This window comes from Halomonas cibimaris, from assembly GCF_039537045.1.
In the GTDB taxonomy this organism is placed as follows: domain Bacteria; phylum Pseudomonadota; class Gammaproteobacteria; order Pseudomonadales; family Halomonadaceae; genus Vreelandella; species Vreelandella cibimaris.
The window spans coordinates 1-18,818 of sequence record NZ_BAAAZT010000015.1 but is presented as its reverse complement, the minus strand read 5'-3'; the positions used below and the strand labels follow the sequence as shown (position 1 = coordinate 18,818).

Here is an 18,818-nt window from a genome sequence, read left to right as displayed (position 1 = left end):
TGTAGAAGCTCTCTGGCTGCGAGCAGAGGATAACTCCTATAGCTCATTTGATCATCCGGGACCCTACAGATAGCCTCGAAAGCGACTCGGCTACCGGAAACCGGCACAGATCTTCCTGGGGAAGATTCAGGATCGCTGAACACCGCAGATGCTGCACTCATTATTTGAATTCAGGGGTTAGAACCGGTACTTCAGGCTCCCAACTACGCTGCGCTCTTCCCCATAATAGCACCAATACTCACATCCGCTGACGTACTCCTCGTCGGTCAAGTTGTTGACGTTGACCTGGGCGGTCCACTGTGGAGTAAGATCATAGCTGGCCTTAGCGTCCCACAAGGTATAAGAATCTACCTGAGTATCCGAGTATTGCGGGCTATCCTTAGATTCGCCCACATAACGTACGCCACCACCGATATTCAGGCCGCGTAACAACCCCTGGGCCTCATAATCCATCCACAGTGAAGCCTGATTGCGAGGAATCAGGCCGGCGCGAACATCTTTCTGAGCCTGGCTGAGATCAACGCGCACGTCGGTATAGGTATAGGCTGCAGTAACCTTGAGTTCATCGGTAACATAACCCACGCCCTCGACTTCAAAGCCCCGGGACTTACGCTTGCCACCTTGACGATTCGACGACTCGCCGCTGACGTAGAGGGTGTCAGATTCTTCGAGATCAAAGACCGACGTAGTCACATAGCCGTCGAGCCAGCTCGGCGCGTACTTAACGCCCAGCTCCCACTGCTCACCTTCACTCGACTGGTAAACATTACCGTCAGGGTCGGTACCAATCTGCGGCGAGAATGACTCACTATAGCTTAAATAGGGTGAAACACCGTAGTCGCCGAGGTACATCATACCGCCAGAAAAGGTCATCTCATCCTCGCGACCCCCGCCATTATCCTGACCGTCAATACGATTGGTCACGTCAACGCTGTCATGACGAAGGCCGGCGAGAAAGATCCAGCGATCATCCATACGCAGCTGATCTTGAGCGTAGAAGCCAAGCTGCTCCTTGCCCTCCTGGTGTTCAGTGCCACTGCGTGACGACGGTGTGAAGTTGCCATAGTCAGGATCGAAGATATCGAAGGGACCACCGAAAGCAGCATCGTCGTAATTGTCGTAGTTGATATCCAGGTCTTGATAGTCGAAGCCAAGCAGCAAGGTGTTCTCTAGACGATCAGTATACCAGTGGCCGATCGCGCGGCTATCCACTGTGATGGCATCGTAGTCACCATCGCGGTAAGTCATTCCACGCTGAGCATGGCGATCATCGAGCATATACGACACATAGACATCACGCTCGAGCAGATCCAGATGACTATAGCGCAGGTTCTGCTCAAGGTCCCAGGTATCGTTGAGGCTGTGACTCAGCTCATAGCCCAGCGCCCACTGCTCGTGCTCCTGCCTCTCATAGCCGGGCTCGCCCAGGTTGTCCTCGGGATCAAGCTTGCCAAACGGCGTATTGTTCACAGTGCCATGGGGCAATTTGAAGCCGTTGGTCGGCGTCCCGTGATCTTTCAGATAGCTGGCAAGGAAGGTAATGCCGGTGTTATCCGAAAGGTCCACCTCTAGACTTGGTGCCAGATAAACGCGCTGGTTGTCAGTATCCTCAATGGCGCCATCACCTTCGCGGAATAACCCAACCATGCGATAGCGAGCGTCATCGCGGTCGGCCACGGGGCCAGACACATCGATACCCACCTGCTTATGATCATTGCTTCCGGCCTGCAGCTCGACCAGGCCCCGACGCTCTTCGGTAGGCCGCTTGCTGACAGCGTTGATCACGCCGCCCGGAGGGGCTTCCCCATACAGGATGGAGGCAGGCCCCTTGAGTAACTCGACGCTTTCAAGACCAAAGGGTTCGGTGCTCCACCAGAAGTAGCCGCCTTCGCGAAACTGGCGCAGCCCATCCTGATAGGTGGAATCCTCGGCGTTGAAACCGCGAAGGTAGAACCAGTCGGCCTTGTTGTCCTGCCCAAAGGGCTGAGACAGCACGCCGCTGCGGTATCGAAATACCTCGTCATACTTATTGACCTGGCGGTTATCAAGCTCTTCGCGAGATACCTGGGAAGTGGAGCGCGGCGTCTCCAATATCGGCGCATCGACCTTGAGCGCTGTGCCGGTTACAACCATGGTATCGGTATTGACGTCGGCAACGGCGTCAGATTGCGCAAGGGCCAAAGGCGAGATGCCTAGCAAGGAGAAGGAGAGCGTTAGCCCCATGCCACGGCGAATCGCTACGGTTACGGGAGACAGCCCGGAAAATGGCGGGAAAGTTTGCATCGACAAAGGCCTTGATATGGCAGCGGGAAAAGATCATGGCCGGCTTACCGGGTCGCATGTGAAACATGCTCCGGGATGCTAATCGTTTTTATTTGCAGGCGCAATCACGCGTATTCCAGCGTCGTCTGCTGGCAACGATTACCTCACCATACGGGCGCGGATTTCTGACATTGGCATAAAGGCGCCGAAAGCTCCGAAACCGATAGCCGGACGCTGCGGGTCTCTCACAGGTCTTCGTTCAGCCTCGCGACGGCGTCTTTACTGACTCGCTCACGACTGGCTCCGGTCAGTTCGCTCAAGTGGCCCGCTCGCATTTCGTAGAGACGATCAGCATGGTGAAAATAATGATCGTCGTGGCTGATCGCAAATACCGTCTTGCCCATGTCCTTGAGCAGCGGCAGCAGGTCGCGATAGAAGAACCGACGGAACTGCGGATCCTGATCGGCGGCCCACTCGTCGAGCAACAGAATATCGCGCTCTTCGGCCACCGCCATCAGCAGAGCTAGACGCTTGCGCTGCCCCTGGGATAGCGCTGGGTTGGTCACCCGCTGACCGTCAAAATGAAGTTTCTCGCGCATGGCAAGATGCTCAAGCCAAGTATCAACCAGAGACGAGTCAGCTGCCTCACCGCTGGGGCCAACAAGCCTGTCAAAGGGATGAAAATCGGTGAATACGGCCGAAAAGCGCTGGCGAAAGGCCTCCCACTCGCCCTCGCCAATCGCATACCCGTCAAGGCGAATCTCACCACCCTGGGGACGATACAGCCCCGTCAGCAGCTTCGCCAGCGTCGACTTGCCACTCCCGTTTCCGCCGATCAAGAAGACCATCTCGCCGCGTTTCAGCGTCAGATCAATGGGCCCAACAGCAAAGCCTTCACGGGCTTCGCTCGCGGCGTAACGAAAGCTGACGCCCTTCAGCGTCAGGGACTCCCAGGCATCATCCCGGGTTTCTCTGCCGGCAAAGCCCCCGCGGTACTCGGTCAGAGCAAGGCTATGAAGCTTGTCGAAGGCCACCTGAGCGCTGAGCAGCGTTGGCAGCGCACCGACAGCCGAGATCAGCGGCGTGCGCAGGAATAGAAGCGTCAGCGAAAAGGTGGCGGCCACCTCGGTCGTCGCCCAACCGAGGCCGTTGGCAAGATAGAAGACCACGCCAATCGCACCAAGCATCATGATGTTGGACCAGTTCAGCGCACTCAAATGAAAGGTATCAGCGCGAATAATGTGATGACGATAGTGACACGCATCGCGGTCGTAGTCGTCCTCGTAGAGGCTTTGTGCACGCGCTCGGTTAAGCGCCAACTCCTTTCGCCCATGAATCACCGCCTCGAAATCAGCGTAGAGTCTGTCCTCGGTTTCTCGCACCTGAGCGAGGTGGCGATAAACCCGCGCCACCAGCCAGGAGCCACCGGCAATGGTGGCGCCTACCCAAACCGCCGTGACCCCGAGCAGGCTAGGCGACAGCCACGCCAGATAAGCCGCGGAACCAAGGGTCAGCACGACGCCTTGAATCAGCTCGGGCAACCGCACAAAGGCGATAGTGATATTGCGTATATCGCTGGACAGGCTGGCCAGCAGCTCGGCGCTGCCGAGGTGCTCCAGGCGCTCGATGTCGGTATCAAGAACCTGCTTCACCAAGCGCCCACGCAAACCGTAGACGAAGTGGTGACCCAGGGTAGTCAGCGCCAGCTGGGCACCCAGGGTCACCACAAGCAGCAATACGATCACCCCCAGAAACATCGGCAGCACATGGCCTGGATTTCCCACGCTCTCGATCAATCGCTGATTGATGAAGGCAATAGCACCGATGCCAAGCGCTGCGCTAACCAAGCTCAAGACCATCACTGCAAGAAAAGGCCAGCGATAGTGGCGATAGACGACGCGTAGAAGGTCCACGGCAGCACCCGACGTTGTTGGAGGCGATAAAAGATAAGGCGCCGCTCAGTTCCTGAAGAACGGCGGCGGCGTATTGTGGCTCAGTGGAGTAGACCGAGCAAAGCCCCTATCCCCCGCCAGCCCGGCGCTATCCCTCTACTCCCCTGAAAGCAGCGTGCTGTCGAGTCCAGATGATCGCTTAGATCGTTTTCCACCGATGCCGGATACGACCACCTCTGACTGAATTCAAGCAACAAATACAGCACCCGAGGTGGTGAAATTAATGCAAGACATCGCTATTGAATTTAATAACTATTCGCATTTAGTATATGTAGGGTCCCGCTGAAAACTTTACCTAACCACTGTGGTGGTCTCCCGCCCGCTTTCGGATACGCCATGACGCTCGCCCTTTCACACCTCTACTACGGTCCCCTTGAGCACTTTACGCCCCCGGTCATCGGTGAGGCCTTTCCAAGTGATGCCATCTGCGGCGAATCCTTGTTGGACGCCTCCGTGCTCAGTGATCTACTGGCTCGTTTTGCTCTCCAACACGAAGGAGACGACCTCAAGGCTATCGCTTCGCTATGGTCAAAGTGGCATTTCGCCAACGTAGCAGCGCCGGCGCTGGCTGCTAACCTGCTGCTAGCACGGGAACTGCCGCTGGCGCTCGACGAAATGGCCATCATCACCAATGAAGAAAGCCGTACCACGCAGCTTGTCCTGCTTCACGAAGGCAAGCCGCTGGGCTCTCTTGATGCCTTTACCCGCTTCGAGCAGCTTCTTCAGGGCCACATTGCCCCTTTGATAGAAAAGCTAGCCGGTCTCTCGGGTGCTTCACCCAAAGTATTCTGGAGTAATTTCGGCAACTACTTCGAATACTTTTCCCACGCTACGGCGGAGCACCCCATGGCCCTGTCAGGTTTGGCCGAAGAACCTCTACGCCTGATCAAGCATCGCGCCTATCCCGATGGACGACGCAACCCGCTGTTCATGCCGGTGCGTTATCTGGCCGATAAAAGTGAAAAGAGCTGCCGCACTCGGCGGCTCTGCTGTCTTCGCTACCGCCTGCCCGAATTTTCCTACTGCGGCAACTGCCCGCTGGAATGCACACGGTCTCAATCCACCTCAGGGGACGCACCGCGTGCAGATCTACGCTGAAGACTTGAAAAAATTTGGCGCGCGCCACGGCATCCTCTATCGCTTTGGCGACAACGATTTCCTCGGCGAGAACCAGGCAAGTCAGATGCCGTCGCGCCCGATCCTTAGCGGTCACGTGCTCGAAGAAACGCCCCGCCCCGGCTGGCTGATGACCTTTTCCGACGTCGACGTACTTGAACCCTACGACTCCTGTTCGCGTCTGGTCGCCCCGCTATTTATCTGTATCGTTCTAAAGGGGTCGATCGACGTCTGCATCGGCTCGCGGCGACATCGGCTAAATGCCGGCAATGCCATGAGCGCCCGTCTCGCCGAGCAGTTGCCGCTACAGGTCCACCAGGCCGCCGGCCAACGCCTGATAACGCTCAATCTGGCGCTGGAAGGTGACGCTATCGAGGCGCTGAGCCAGCAACCCGCCATCGGGCCACTGCTTGCAGCCGATAGGCCGCACCTGCATCTGTGGACGCTGCCAGGCTATGTGACGCCAATGCTTGAGCAAGTCACTGCCCCTCAGCCGTCTGCCGGCCAGCACTGCCTGCTGCTAGAGGCGATCTGCCTGCAGCTGCTATCCCACGGGCTGCCCCACCGCGACTACATCCGCTGTTCAGGCATCTCACCCGGCGAGCGCGAACGTCTTGAACGAGTCAGACGCCGGCTCCATAACGCTCCCACCGAGTCTCATACTTTGGCAGATCTCGCGCTCCAGGCCTCGATGAGTCAAACAAGCCTACGCACCAAGTTCCAGCGCTGCTTCGGTCTGTCGCTATTCGACTACCTGCGCGAACGTCGGCTGCAGCTTGCCTATCAACTCCTCCAACAGGGTTATAGCGTGCAACAGGCGGCTCACTTGGGCGGCTACAATCACGCTACTAACTTCTCCACTGCCTTCCGCCGCCGCTTCGGCATGTCGCCAAGCGCCTTGGCCTGACGCTTATGTCATCTCGCATAACGCTTGCGTCATTGCGCATAGCCGCAAATGGCCCTCGAAATGTAATAATTTGCATTACCAATAAAGTTCAATCTCGGCCTCAATCCGTCGGCCCCAAGGCGAGAGGCCCCGACCGGTAAGTGAATGACATGCACTTTTGCCCATTGCTCTCCTCTCGACGGCCTTACTCCGTGAAAGTCGGACCTGCCCTGCTGGCGGCCAGCCTCTCTTCGGCAGCGTTGGCGCAAGACACCGCGTTTGATGCGGCCACCGCCAATAGCAGCGGCTCTGCGGCTGACGCCTCAGCGCTCACTCCCATGACCGTGACTGGCCAGGCTGCGACCAAAACCGAGACACCGTTTCGCGAAACGCCGCAGGCGACGTCCACCGTCACCGCCGAGGACATTGAGCAGCGCGGCGCCCAGACCGTTCAGCGCGCACTCGACTACTCTCCCGGCGTCTATACCAACCAAGTCGGTGCCTCGAACCGCTACGATTACATCGTGCTGCGCGGGTTTTCCGATGGCAGCCTGAGCAACACCTTTCTCGATGGCCTGAAACTGATGGGAGATACCAACTCCTACAGCTCGCTGAGTATCAATCCGTACATGCTTGAGTCTATCGAAGTGGTCAAGGGGCCGGCGTCGGTCCTCTATGGCCGAGCCTCCCCCGGCGGTCTGGTAGCACTGAGTAGCAAACGCCCAGAGTTCACCGCCACACCCACCGGCGAGGTGCAGATCGGATTCGGCGACAATAACCAAAAACGCGCTGCTTTTGATATCACCAGCAGCATCGATGACCAACAGCGCGCTGCCTTTCGCCTCACCGGTGTTGCCCAGGGCGCAGACACCCAGTTCGGGCCGGTCGAAGAAGAGAGCTATGCCATTGCACCGTCGTTGACCTGGGACATTACCGATGCCACGACTCTGAATCTGTCGGCCTATCTGTCCAGAGAGCCGGAGGGTGGCTATCACTCCGGCCTCCCCTATGAAGGCGCAGTGGACAGCCGTTTCGGGCCTCATATCGACAATGAGTTTTTCGAAGGCGAAGACGACTACGACAAATTCGAGAGCGACCAGGTCCTGGTTGGCTACGATATCGAGCACCGCTTCAGCGACGACATCAGTGCTCGTCAGAAGGTGCGCTACCTGAAGTCTGACGTGGAGCTCAACCAAGTCTACGCCTTCGGCTGGGCCAGCGACACTGAGCTCAACCGCTACTACTCCGGCGGCGACGAATCGCTCAAGGCTTGGACCGTCGACAACCAGTTTGAGGCCAGCGTTGCCACCGGCCCCATCGAACATCGTGTGCTCACCGGCCTCGACTACCAGACCCGCGACAATGACGTGGTCTGGATCTCCGGCACTTTTCCTGCCATTGATGCCTTCAACCCGAGCTACGGTGCCGATCCCATCGGCGACATCGCCGTCACCACCCGTGAGCAGCACAAGCTCGAGCAGACCGGCGTCTACCTGCAAGACCAGCTGAGCTGGGACCGCTGGCACCTGGCGCTCGGCGGGCGCTACGACTGGGTCAACATCGAAAACGAGAATCGCGATACCGGTGCCGTAAGCAAACTGGACGACACCCAGCTCAGCGGCCGCGCAGGCTTGCTGTACGCCTTCGATAACGGCATCTCTCCCTACGTGAGCTACTCCACCTCGTTCACTCCAACGAGCTTCGTCGACGCCGCGGGCAATCTGCTCGAGCCGACAGAAGGTGAACAGGTCGAGACCGGGCTCAAGTTTGAACCCAACGGCACCCAGGACCAATATTCGGTCACGCTGTTTCATATCAACCAGAAGAATGTAGCAACCAAGGAGCAACCTACCGACCCCTACCGCGCCGTGGGCGAGATCGAATCCCGGGGCATCGAGCTCGAGGCGAACACTCAGCTGACCGAAGCGCTACGCCTGCAGGCGGGCTATACCTACACTGATATTACCTACTCAGAGAGTGACGATGGCAACGAGGGCAACAGCGCTATCTACGCGCCGAAACACAGCGCTTCCGTGTGGGGCTACTACGATTTCATGAAGGGGCCGCTTACCGGCCTTAACACTGGACTTGGCGTACGCTATCACGCCGATATTCAGGCCGACCGCGCCAATACCGAGATGGTGCCGGACTATACGCTGGTCGATGCGACCCTGGGCTACGACTTCAGCCAGGTTGGCCTTGAGGGCATGTCCGCCCGCCTCAACGTCAACAATCTGCTGGACAAGGAGTACGTGGCGTCATGCAACTCGCTGGACTTCTGCTACTTCGGCGCCGAGCGTAACGTCAATGCCACTCTGAGCTATCGTTTCTAGCGGCCGAAAAGAATGGCGTATTGACATTTCCGCTGGAATTGATAACCATTACCTTTTCGTGTTTTTCAACTCCTCCTACAGCATCATCTCTCGCGCGGGAGATGATGCGGAGACCATGATGCTCGACGTTCACGCCGCAAGCTTTGAAATCCAGGGTAAACGCCTGCTACACCCTACAACGTTGAGCTTCAAGACGGGACGTATCCATGGCCTAATCGGCCACAATGGCTCAGGCAAATCCACTCTACTCAAGCTGCTTGCCCAACAGCAGCAGGCTACCCGTGGTGCCATACACTTCGCTGGCCGCGAGCTGTCTACCTGGGGCCAGCGTGCCTTCGCCAGGGAAGTCGCCTACCTGCCTCAGCATCTGCCCAGTGCCGAAAGCTTGACCTGTCGCGAGCTGATTGCCTTTGGCCGCTATCCATGGAAAGGCTTGCTTGGTCGCTCCCGCCGCGACGATATTGAGCGCATAAACCGTGCCATGGCGTTAACTCATACCGGGTCTTTCGCTGATCGCTTGGTGGACACCCTTTCCGGTGGTGAACGCACGCGGGTGTGGCTAGCCATGCTGCTTGCACAGGGCAGTCGCCTGCTGCTGCTCGACGAACCCTTGGCGGCCCTGGATGTTGCCCATCAGGTTGAAGTCATGTCGCTGGTGCAGACCCTATCCCGGGAGCTGGAACTGGGCGTTGTTATCGTGCTGCACGACATCAATATGGCTTCGCGCTACTGCGATCATCTGGTCGCCCTGCATACCGGCCGGGTCATTGCCGAAGGCTCACCGGCACAGTTGATGCATAGTGACCTGCTGGAAAAGATCTACGGTATCCCCATGCAGGTCATGCCCCACCCTAGTGGGGAGCATGCCGTTGCCCTTGTGCACTAACGCCCCCTCTCTGTCAACACCATGATTTATCGCTACTATCACGCCTTTATAACTCTGCCCCTAACGCTGGCTTTGGTCATAGCGCTGGCGTCCCCGGCCTTTGCCGGTCCCCGGATCGCCAGCCTCGACTGGACCCTGGCCGAGACTCTCATCGCGTTAGACGCGCCGCCGATAGCGCTGGCTCAGACCGACGACTATGCAAGCTGGGTGGGTCAATCAACGCCTATGTCGGTCACCGACATAGGCCTGCGCACCCAACCCAACCTCGAACTGCTGGCGAACCTCGCTCCCGATCGCATCCTGATTTCGCCGATGTTCGCCAATCTCGCACCGCGCCTCTCCACCATAGCGCCGGTGGAAACGCTTTCGATCTATACCCCCGACAAACCGGTGTGGCCAGAGCTTGAGGCGCTGACACGCAAGCTGGGGGAGCTAAGCGATCACGAAAAAGCCGCGGAACGGCTGGTTGCATCCTCCAGAGCTGAGATCGATTGCCTGGCCTCACGCCAGCCGGCAGCACCCCGGCCGTTGATGATCGTCCAGTTCATGGATGCTCGCCATGTCCGTGTATTCGGTGCCAACAGCCTGTTCGACGCTGTCATCAATCAGCTTGGCCTGACTAATATCTGGAAAGAGCCGACTAACGCCTGGGGTTTCAGCCTGGCGGGCCTTGAGCGCCTAATCAGCCTCGAGCAAGCACGCCTGGTCATCATCGAGCCCTACCCCGCGGGCGTGGCCGAAGCGCTGAAAACCAGCGGTCTGTGGCAAAGCATCCCCAGTGTAACCCGCGACGACGTTATCACCCTGCCGCCAACCTGGAGTTTCGGCGGCTTACCGTCGGCGATGCGTTTCGCCAAAACACTGACAGCGGCACTGAGCGACGCTCAATCACAAACGCTCGGCGCCTGCGCAAACGGTAAACCGCCAGAATGAGCGTCCAGCACCTCGCCAATCATCTGCAGGTTTGACACCACCCCAGACGTCACCACGGAGAACGCCCATGGCAACGAGTGAGCGGCGGCCGCTATCGGTATTGACTGCGCCAATCCTGGCCGGCAGCCTACTTCTGACGGCCTTCCTCTTAGGGCTGGTGGTGTCGCTTGCGCCATTGAACGGCCTAATAACGGCATTCAAGAGCCTGTTCACCCCCGCTGTCGGAGTGGATGGCTTAGTGCTGCACTACAGCTGGTGGCCGCGCCTCACAATGGCATTGCTCGCCGGCGGCGCCTTAGGGCTTGCCGGCGTGCTGATGCAACAAACGCTGCGCAATCCTTTGGCATCACCCACGACCTTGGGCGTCGCCAGCGGCGCTAACCTAGCACTGATGACGGCAACTCTTGTAGCTCCCGGCCTGCTTGTCGCCGGTCGCGAGTGGGTCGCCCTGGGCGGCAGTGCCAGCACCATGGCTCTGGTCTTCAGTATTGGCTGGCGACGTGGGCTGTCACCGGGCGTCGTCGTGCTCGGCGGCCTGGTAGTGAATCTCTACGCTGGCGCCCTCGGCATGGTGCTCCTGCTTTTCCATCAGGAAGAGTTAAAGGGCCTGCTGGTGTGGGGCGCTGGGTCATTAGCCCAGAATGACTGGTCGTCAGTGGCCTATCTGGCACCGCGACTGGCCATTGCCGGGCTCGCATCGGCCTGTCTGATCCGGCCCTTGGCGCTTCTAGAGCTCGACGACGCCAGCGCCAAGAACCTCGGCATTTCGCTCAAGTGGCTGCGCTTGGGCGGGCTTGGCCTCGCCGTATTCCTCACCGGCTGCGTGGTCAGCGTGGTTGGCATCATCGGCTTCATCGGCCTTGCGGCACCCAATATCGTGCGCTTGGTCGGGGCCCGGCGTCTCAAGGCACGACTCATCGGCTCGGTTCTCCTTGGGGCCCTGCTACTCGCCACAACCGACCTACTGCTGCAAGGATTTGCCGGCAGGCTGCCGACGCTGCTTCCTACTGGCGCCACCACTGCTGCCCTCGGTGCCCCCCTGTTATTATGGCTAATTCCACGCCTGCGTATGACCGCCCGCCGCCCGCCCAGCGCCAGCAGCAACGAATCCTTTCGTCACCCCCTGCCGGGCCGGTTGATGATCGTCTTGATGGTGCTGATCGCCGTTGCCGCCCTCGCCGGCCTAACTATCGGCCAAGGCCCCAATGGATGGGATCTGGCACTCGATCCTCCGGTACTTGAGTGGCGCTGGCCACGCCTACTGGCCGCCGCCGGAAGCGGTATCCTGCTGGCGATTGCCGGCACCCTGATTCAGCGTGTGACCGCCAATCCCATGGCGAGCCCTGAGCTACTCGGCATCAGCGGCGGGGCCGCTATTGCTCTGATCATCACGCTATTTTTGATCCAGGGGCCCAGTAATTTGCTGCTGGTAGGCAGCGCAACACTAGGCGCTCTGATCACCCTTGGCGTACTGTTGGCACTTAATCACTCCAGTGGATTTCAGCCAGAACGACTATTGCTATGTGGCGTCGCCATTACTGCGCTGTTTGATGCGGTACGCTCCATCACGCTCGCCGGCGGCGACCCACGAGGTCAGCAGGTGGTAGCGTGGTTATCTGGCTCTACTTACTACGTTGACCCTATTTCGGCGCTGGTGGTGCTGATCGCTGCTTTACTGCTGGCTCTAGCCACACAGCCGCTGGGGCGCTGGCTGGATATTCTCCCGCTTGGCGCAGCGGCCGCGCGAGCGCTAGGCATTCGCGTGGAAAGCGCCAGGCTCGCTCTGCTTTCCTTGGTAGCGCTACTCACCGCCGGAGCCACGCTGATTGTCGGGCCCCTGTCGTTTGTCGGCCTACTGGCGCCGCACATGGCGCGCATGCTTGGTTTCTCGCGGGCTCGCAGCCACATGGCAGGCGCGGCTCTGCTCGGCGCCCTGTTGATGGTCGTGGCTGACTGGCTCGGGCGCCAGCTGCTGTTTCCCCAGGAAATTCCGGCCGGCCTGGTTGCCTCACTGATCGGCGGTAGCTATTTTATGTGGGGGCTGAGGAAGCTTTAAGATCATCAACAAAAAGAGGCGGAAAAGTGCTGACGGGCAAGGCCCTGTATTATGTAGTCTCTTGTGCTTTCTTTATATTTCTGTAATTCTCGACATATGGACACGAATAAAGCTCTCGAAGCCTTCGCGGCGCTTTCCCAGGCGACCCGCCTAAACACCTTCCGCGTACTGGTGCGCCACGAGCCGGAAGGCCTTCCGGCCGGTGAGATCGCACGCCTGCTGGACGTGCCGCATAACACCATGTCAACTCATCTGGGCGTGCTGTCTCGCGCGGGGTTAGTCGTTTCGCGCCGCCAGAGCCGCTCGATTATTTACCGAGTCAGCCTCAACCACATGCGCGAAACGCTCGGCTTCCTGGTGCGCGACTGCTGTGCCGGGCGCCCCGAGCTCTGCGAGCCGCTGCTCGAAGACCTGAAGCCCTGCTGCCCACCGTCGAAGGAAACCGTTTCATGACGCACGACCCACTCCCCAACATCGATCCGGAGCAACTGAATGCCATCGATATCAACGCTCTGGTGGGCCCGGACGAGCCGCGTCATGCCCCGCGTATCCTGGTGCTCTACGGCTCGCTGCGCGAGCGCTCCTATTCGCGCCTGCTGTCCGAGGAGGCTTCCCGCCTGCTGCGCTGGTACGGCTGCGAAGTGCGCACCTTCAATCCCGCCGGCCTGCCGCTGCCCGACGATGCCGACAGCGATCACCCCAGGGTGCAGGAACTGCGCGAGCTGGCCGAGTGGAGCGAGGGTATGCTGTGGGTCAGCCCCGAACGTCACGGCGCCATGACCGGCATCATGAAGGCCCAGATCGACTGGATCCCTCTGGCGCTGGGCGGCGTGAGACCGACCCAGGGCAAGACCCTGGCGGTGATGGAGGTCTCCGGCGGCAGCCAGAGCTTCAATACCGTCAACCAGCTGCGCCTGCTCGGCCGCTGGATGCGCATGCTGACCATCCCCAACCAGTCCTCCGTGCCCAGAGCCTTCAACGAGTTCGACGAGGCCGGGCGCATGCTCCTGTCACCGCTTTACCAGCGCGTGGTCGACATCTGCGAGGAGCTGGTGAAGTTCACCTGGATGACCCGAGGGCGGTCGGCCTACCTGACCGATCGCTATTCGGAGCGGGTCGAGAGCGCCGAGGCCGTGTCTCGGCGCGTCAACCAGTCAACGCACTGAGACCACCCACCGGAAAAGGAGCCCTGCATGCTGGCGTTCGCCATCTTTGTTATCACCCTGGTGCTGGTGATCTGGCAGCCCAGAGGGCTGGGCATCGGCTGGAGCGCGCTGGGCGGGGCCGCGGTGGCACTGGCCACCGGCGTGGTCGGCTGGGGTGATGTGGGCATCGTCTGGCAGATCGTCTGGGATGCCACCTTTACCTTCGTGGCGCTGATTATCATCTCGCTGATTCTCGACGAGGCGGGCTTCTTCGCCTGGGCCGCCCTGCACATCGCCCGCTGGGGCAACGGCCGGGGCCGCCTGCTGTTCCCGCTGATCGTGCTGCTCGGCGCGATGATCGCCGCGCTATTCGCCAACGACGGTGCCGCTCTGCTGCTGACGCCCATCGTCGTCGCTATTCTGGCGCGGCTCGATTTCCGCCCTGAAGCCGCTCTGGCCTTCATCATCGCCACCGGCTTCGTCGCCGACTCAACCAGCCTGCCGCTGGTCATCTCGAACCTGGTCAATATTGTCAGCGCCAACTACTTCGACATCGGCTTCAGCCGCTATGCCCAAGTGATGCTGCCGGTCGATCTGGTATCGCTTCTCGCCACGCTGGTGGTGCTGGGCCTCTACTTCCGCCGTGACATTCCCGCCCGCTACGAGGTTGAACGACTCGAGGCACCCGCCACGGCGATCCGCGACCGTCAGGTTTTCCGCGCCGCTTTCCCGCTACTTGCCGTGCTGCTGGTCGCGCTGTTTTTAACCACCCGCTGGCCGATTCCCTTCGCCGCCATCATGGGGATAGCGGCGCTGGTGCTGATGGCGATTGCCGGGCGCTGGTTCAGCTCGAGCCACGTGCACGTCATCTCGCTGAAGAAGGTCATTGGCAACGCCCCCTGGCAGATCGTGCTGTTCTCGCTGGGCATGTATCTGGTGGTCTACGGCCTGGGCAACGCCTGGCTCACCGCCGAGGCCGCCCGGGTACTGGAGTGGCTGGGCCACCAAGGCACCTTCGTGGCCACCCTGGGCACCGGTTTCGCCTCGGCAATTCTGGCGTCGCTGATGAACAACATGCCCTCAACCCTGGTGGGTGCCCTGGCGATCGACCAGGCCCAGGTGTCAGCGACGACCCAGCAGCTGATGCTCTATGCCAACGTTATCGGTAACGACTTGGGGCCCAAGTTTACGCCTATTGGCAGCCTCGCCACCCTGCTATGGCTACACGTGCTGGCCGGCAAGGGCTACCGCATCGGCTGGGGGCAGTACATGAAGGTTGGTCTGGTTATCACCCCACCCGTGTTGCTGGCTGCGCTGGTCGCCCTGGCGCTCTGGCTGCCCATGCTGCCGCTCGGCTAATGTGCACTGCCTAGCACCGGCTTGATGGCATTGAGCATACGCTCTGCTCTCGCCGAAAGCGGCCACTCGGCGCGATGCAGCAACCATAACGTATCCACGACGGCCGGTTCGCCGGTGACAACGCGTATCGCCTCAGGGCGAGAAAATGCCTGACGCGCGAATCGGGGCAGCACGGTAAACCCTAGCCCCAGCGCCACCGGTTCAAGAATCAAGCCAACTTGATTGGTAAAGCCGTGATTCGGCAGACTGCACACGCCGGAAAAGCCGGGAAAACGACGGCTTAGCAAGCGCGTGGCCATCTCATGACCGTCGGGATGATCGATAAAACCCAGCCGTGCAAGATCGGCCCACTCATCAGCCTTGGCATGGGCCGGCACCACAAGCTCCAGCGCCTCACGCGCAAAGACCGATACGGCCAAACGTGGATCATCCTGCGGCAGCGTCACGATCCCCAGCTCAAAACGATTTTCGAGAACGCCCGCCACTATCTCCTGAGTCGGGGCGAAGCGATGGTAAATGGATAGTCCAGGCGTCGTGCGCTGTATTTCCAGCAGGTGAGGGTATAGCGCTAACCCAATGCTTCCCGGCGTGATTAGGCTGACTTCTCCTTGCTGGCCATCGTCGTCCGTCAGCCGTTGGTGCAAACGGTGATTCGCTACGCCCACCTCGCGACTGTACTCGCATAGCGCATGACCCGATGGCGTGAGTTCCAGCCGGCGCGGATGGCGGATAAACAACGCCCCCACTTCCCCTTCCAGACGCTTGATGTGCTGACTGACCGCTGCCTGAGTCAAGTCCAGCCGTTCGGCGGTACGCGTGAAGTTACCCAGCTCAACCAGGGTGGTAAAAGTACGGAGCCACTGAGGATTAATCATAACGAAAACTTATCATTATCATAACGACATGTCGATTCACCTTATAGCAAAGGCCGCATAAAATCTGACGAATCCCCACGAATATGTTGCTACTCGCCGCATAGGCTCTGCTCCCTGACTTCCTCGCGAAGTCGTGCTCGGAGGGTTGTCCAAGCAGGCCAAGGCACGGCGTCGGGTTGATGACGACGAAGACATTCCAAGCCCAGGCGCCACACGGAAAGCACGCTCCGGTGCCGGATACTGTTGCTCTGATAGCGCCGCTGTTGCCCCCGGGCTCGGACATCCAGGCCGGCCACCATCATGGCCACGTTCGCCAACATGGCGATCAGCAGCAGGACCTCGATGCGCTTGCCCTGGCGAGACTGATGCATGCCGAAGCCCAGCCCGAACAAGGGGCTTTTGACATCGCGGAACCCTTCCTCAATCTGCATGCGCTGTCGGTAGATCGTTACCACTTTATTCGCCAGCGTTGAGCGGTCCGGCAGATTGCTGACCAGCACCCAGGGCTCCTGCTGACGCCGGGCGATCGTCCGGCTGCCGCCGTCCCGAGAGATCCGGCCTTGTTTATTGCGATGCTTACGTCCCCGTGGCGGTCGATAATAGAGCACCATCTGAGCGCGGAACGGATGGTTTTCGGCGATCCGGACGGAGCCCCACGCCTGCGGTTCCGATGTCGCGTGTTGAAACAGGGTCTTCACGGGTTGCCATGCTTCGCCTGACGCCTGGTAACGGGCGGGCTGACGGACCCGTCCAACGATATACCAGCCGCGCGCTTCAACGGCCCGAAACCACGGGTTACGAAAGCCGGCATCGGTCACCAGGATCGGCGTGGCCTTGTCGGGCAGGATCCTTGCCAGCGCATCCAGCAGATAGGCTTCACAGTATGGGCATCCTTCCTTGTGATGAACCTTCTCGAAGATGGGCAGCGATCGCCCGGCGAAGGGCACCGCCGCACGCAGCAGGAAATGCCTGCCGCGGTCATCAATCGGCGACCAGTCCACCAGAATCAGTGGGCGTGTTGTATGGCCGATCAGCAGCGAGGCCATGAGCCAATAGAACAGCGGTCGTTCCTGATGAAGGTGAGGGTTGCCTAATAGTCGATCGACTCGTTTGATGGCGTGCTTGGCATCCGTCGAGCTCGGCAACGCACGGCCAATGGCCGTTAATCCCAGACGTCGCTCGCCCAGCAGAGCGCCAACGGTATCGAGGACGGTCTGTAGCCGCTTGGCATGGATCACGGAGAGTGAAGACGTCAGCAAGTTATGCAAGAATCGAGGGGCCTGCATGGGTCTCCTTCGCATGTTGTTGTGTGTCGTAACTCACAACATGCATGACTCATGCAGGCTTTTTCAATCCTATCATGCTGATTTTATTACCCATTTCATGGGGATTCCTCAGGCATAAAATGGCATTCGTTAGCTGATTCACCTCCCTTGCCAACAGGAGCTTTTATGCCTCAGGTTTACCCCCGCACGTTTTCCCATATCGGCATTTCCGTGCCCGACGTTCAAGCAGCCATCGACTTCTATACCCAGGTATTGGGCTGGTACTGTAGTGGTCAAGTATTTTTGGCCACGGTATTTTGAGCATTCCAGTACATGGTTTCAGCCGCATTGGGCGGCATCCCATCGTTATGGGTGTGCGGCCTCAGGTCGCTATAATAATGGATGATGTAATCCGTGATCGATTGCCTTGCCGCCGCCATGTCACGGTAGCCGACCTTCGGGATCCATTCGCTCTTCAGGCTCCGGAAAAAGCGCTCGGTCGGCGCGTTATCCCAGCAATTTCCTCGGCGGCTCAGGCTTTGTGTCATCTGATAACGCCAAAGGCTCTGACGAAAATCCAGGCTGGTGTACTGGCACCCCTGATCAGAATGAAACATGACATGGGCCGGCTTACCACGTGACTCCTGAGCCATCATCAATGCCTTGCTGACCAACTCCGTATTCGGCGAGCGGGACAGCGCCCAGCCGATGGCTTTGCGCGAAAAAAGATCAAGCACCACCGCCAGATAGGCCCAGCGCGCTCCTGTCCATATAAACGTGATGTCGCCTGCCCAGGTTGTGTTGGGTCTTTCGACATCGAATTGACGATCCAGGTGATTGGGGATATCCAGATGCGGCTGGTGGGCCTTTTTATAGGCATGCCGTGGGGGCTGCGTGCTTACCAGTCCCAGCTGCTTCATTCGTCTACCCGCGCGGTACCGGCTCAGCGGCGTTCCCGCCTGTGTCACCATACGGGCAATACTGCGTGCACCGGCAGAGCCCTTGCTGGCAGCGTGTGTTGCGGTGATTTTCTGCCGCAATGCCTGTTCCGTCTGACTCGGCGCTGCATGGCGGCTACGCCATGCGCGATAACTGCTGCGGTACACCCCAAACAGGCGACACAGGCGCTTCACCGCGTAGCTCTCTTGAAGTCGCTCGATTAGCGAGAACTGCTCGTGGAGTCCGACATCAAGAGAGCGGTAGCCTTTTTTAGAATGGTTTTTTCCTCTTCAGATCGACGCAGGCGGCGTTTTAAATCCTGAATTTCGCGCTGCTCCGGGGTCATGGCTTCGCCTTTTTGCGGTGCTTTACCCGCTCGTTCGGCGCGGAGCTTGCGAACCCAGGATTCCATGGTGGTTTTTCCGACGCCCATCGCGGTGCTGGCGGCCTTCACTGTGTAGCCCTGATCAACCACCAGTTGCGCTGCTTCCAGACGAAACTCCGGGTCAAAATTTCTTTTCCTGGTCATTCTGTCCACCTGATTTTTTCTCTGTGAGTGATCATACACTCAAAACCAGCTGGCCAAACTCACTATGCCACTACACTATGCCACTACAGTCCAGTCCACCACTTCTTAATCACCCAAGCATCTGATTCGGCATTCTGATAAGCCGCCAGCTCTTGGGGTGCCGCCAGCTGCCCGGGCGTAAGTGCCTGATCCAAAATATTCGTGCATAATGGGTGCCCAAATTTCTGACAAAAAGCGGACAGAATAATGGCAAGGCGCTTCGTCGAATCACTATCTGAATCT

At 59.2% G+C, this 18,818-nt stretch carries 14 protein-coding genes and 2 pseudogenes; 10 read left to right on the top strand and 6 right to left on the bottom strand.

The annotated features are described in order from the left end of the window. Positions 1-177: 177 nt before the first annotated feature. Together ABD654_RS01760 and ABD654_RS01755 are read right to left on the bottom strand one after the other, a co-directional pair. Positions 178-2,283 (bottom strand): TonB-dependent siderophore receptor, encoded by a 2,106-nt coding sequence (locus ABD654_RS01760; protein WP_169330545.1) that lies wholly within the window; start codon positions 2,281-2,283, stop codon positions 178-180. A 224-nt stretch (positions 2,284-2,507) separates the two neighbouring features. Next, entirely contained in the window at positions 2,508-4,175 is a 1,668-nt protein-coding gene (locus tag ABD654_RS01755) for a multidrug ABC transporter permease/ATP-binding protein (protein WP_026106057.1), read from the bottom strand. Between the two features lie 375 nt (positions 4,176-4,550). Here ABD654_RS01755 and fhuF point away from each other — a divergent pair, with 375 nt between their 5' ends. The 9 genes and pseudogenes from fhuF to ABD654_RS01710 all read left to right on the top strand — a co-directional run bounded on the left by fhuF (position 4,551) and on the right by ABD654_RS01710 (position 14,928). Then, positions 4,551-5,312: a siderophore-iron reductase FhuF gene (gene fhuF, locus ABD654_RS01750; protein WP_017429320.1), complete on the top strand. Its 762-nt coding sequence runs from the start codon at positions 4,551-4,553 to the stop codon at positions 5,310-5,312. Then, positions 5,296-6,237, top strand: coding sequence for a helix-turn-helix transcriptional regulator (locus ABD654_RS01745; protein ID WP_017429321.1), 942 nt, complete (start codon positions 5,296-5,298; stop codon positions 6,235-6,237). Before fhuF ends, ABD654_RS01745 begins: the two co-directional genes overlap by 17 nt. 317 nt (positions 6,238-6,554) lie before the next feature. After that, positions 6,555-8,549 carry a TonB-dependent siderophore receptor gene (locus tag ABD654_RS01740; RefSeq protein ID WP_017429322.1) on the top strand — a complete coding sequence of 665 codons (1,995 nt, stop codon included), beginning with the start codon at positions 6,555-6,557 and terminating at the stop codon, positions 8,547-8,549. 115 nt (positions 8,550-8,664) lie between these two features. Continuing rightward, a pseudogene (locus ABD654_RS01735) lies at positions 8,665-9,174 on the top strand (ABC transporter ATP-binding protein); the annotation flags it as partial. Between the two features lie 282 nt (positions 9,175-9,456). Then, complete coding sequence (locus ABD654_RS01730; protein WP_017429324.1) at positions 9,457-10,368, top strand: ABC transporter substrate-binding protein; 912 nt, start codon at positions 9,457-9,459, stop codon at positions 10,366-10,368. Between the two features lie 67 nt (positions 10,369-10,435). Then, positions 10,436-12,424, top strand: coding sequence for a Fe(3+)-hydroxamate ABC transporter permease FhuB (gene fhuB, locus ABD654_RS01725; protein ID WP_017429325.1), 1,989 nt, complete (start codon positions 10,436-10,438; stop codon positions 12,422-12,424). 96 nt (positions 12,425-12,520) lie between these two features. Next, entirely contained in the window at positions 12,521-12,877 is a 357-nt protein-coding gene (locus tag ABD654_RS01720) for an ArsR/SmtB family transcription factor (RefSeq protein WP_017429326.1), read from the top strand. Continuing rightward, positions 12,874-13,590 (top strand): arsenical resistance protein ArsH, encoded by a 717-nt coding sequence (arsH, locus tag ABD654_RS01715; RefSeq protein ID WP_017429327.1) that lies wholly within the window; start codon positions 12,874-12,876, stop codon positions 13,588-13,590. Before ABD654_RS01720 ends, arsH begins: the two co-directional genes overlap by 4 nt. Positions 13,591-13,617: 27 nt before the next feature. After that, a complete protein-coding gene (locus tag ABD654_RS01710; protein WP_017429328.1) occupies positions 13,618-14,928 on the top strand; it encodes an arsenic transporter in 1,311 nt (436 codons plus the stop codon). Here the strand turns inward: ABD654_RS01710 and ABD654_RS01705 are convergent. Next, positions 14,925-15,803: a LysR family transcriptional regulator gene (locus tag ABD654_RS01705; protein WP_017429329.1), complete on the bottom strand. Its 879-nt coding sequence runs from the start codon at positions 15,801-15,803 to the stop codon at positions 14,925-14,927. The genes ABD654_RS01710 and ABD654_RS01705 overlap by 4 nt on opposite strands. 89 nt (positions 15,804-15,892) lie before the next feature. After that, complete coding sequence (locus tag ABD654_RS01700; RefSeq protein WP_311882096.1) at positions 15,893-17,089, bottom strand: IS4 family transposase; 1,197 nt, start codon at positions 17,087-17,089, stop codon at positions 15,893-15,895. Positions 17,090-17,254: 165 nt separating this feature from the next. Between ABD654_RS01700 and ABD654_RS01695 the strand changes: the two are divergent. Further along, positions 17,255-17,353, top strand: a pseudogene (locus tag ABD654_RS01695) (VOC family protein); the annotation flags it as partial. Positions 17,354-17,361: 8 nt separating this feature from the next. Here ABD654_RS01695 and ABD654_RS01690 read toward each other — a convergent pair. Together ABD654_RS01690 and ABD654_RS01685 are read right to left on the bottom strand one after the other, a co-directional pair. After that, positions 17,362-18,536, bottom strand: a protein-coding gene (locus tag ABD654_RS01690) for an IS3 family transposase (RefSeq protein WP_344701659.1) whose coding sequence is annotated in 2 segments (ribosomal slippage) — positions 17,362-18,281 and positions 18,281-18,536 — 1,176 coding nt in all. Because the reading frame shifts where the segments join, the coding sequence is not laid out codon by codon here. An 83-nt stretch (positions 18,537-18,619) separates the two neighbouring features. Beyond that, a partial coding sequence (locus ABD654_RS01685; RefSeq protein ID WP_425552691.1) for a hypothetical protein occupies positions 18,620-18,818 on the bottom strand: 199 nt, incomplete at its 5' end.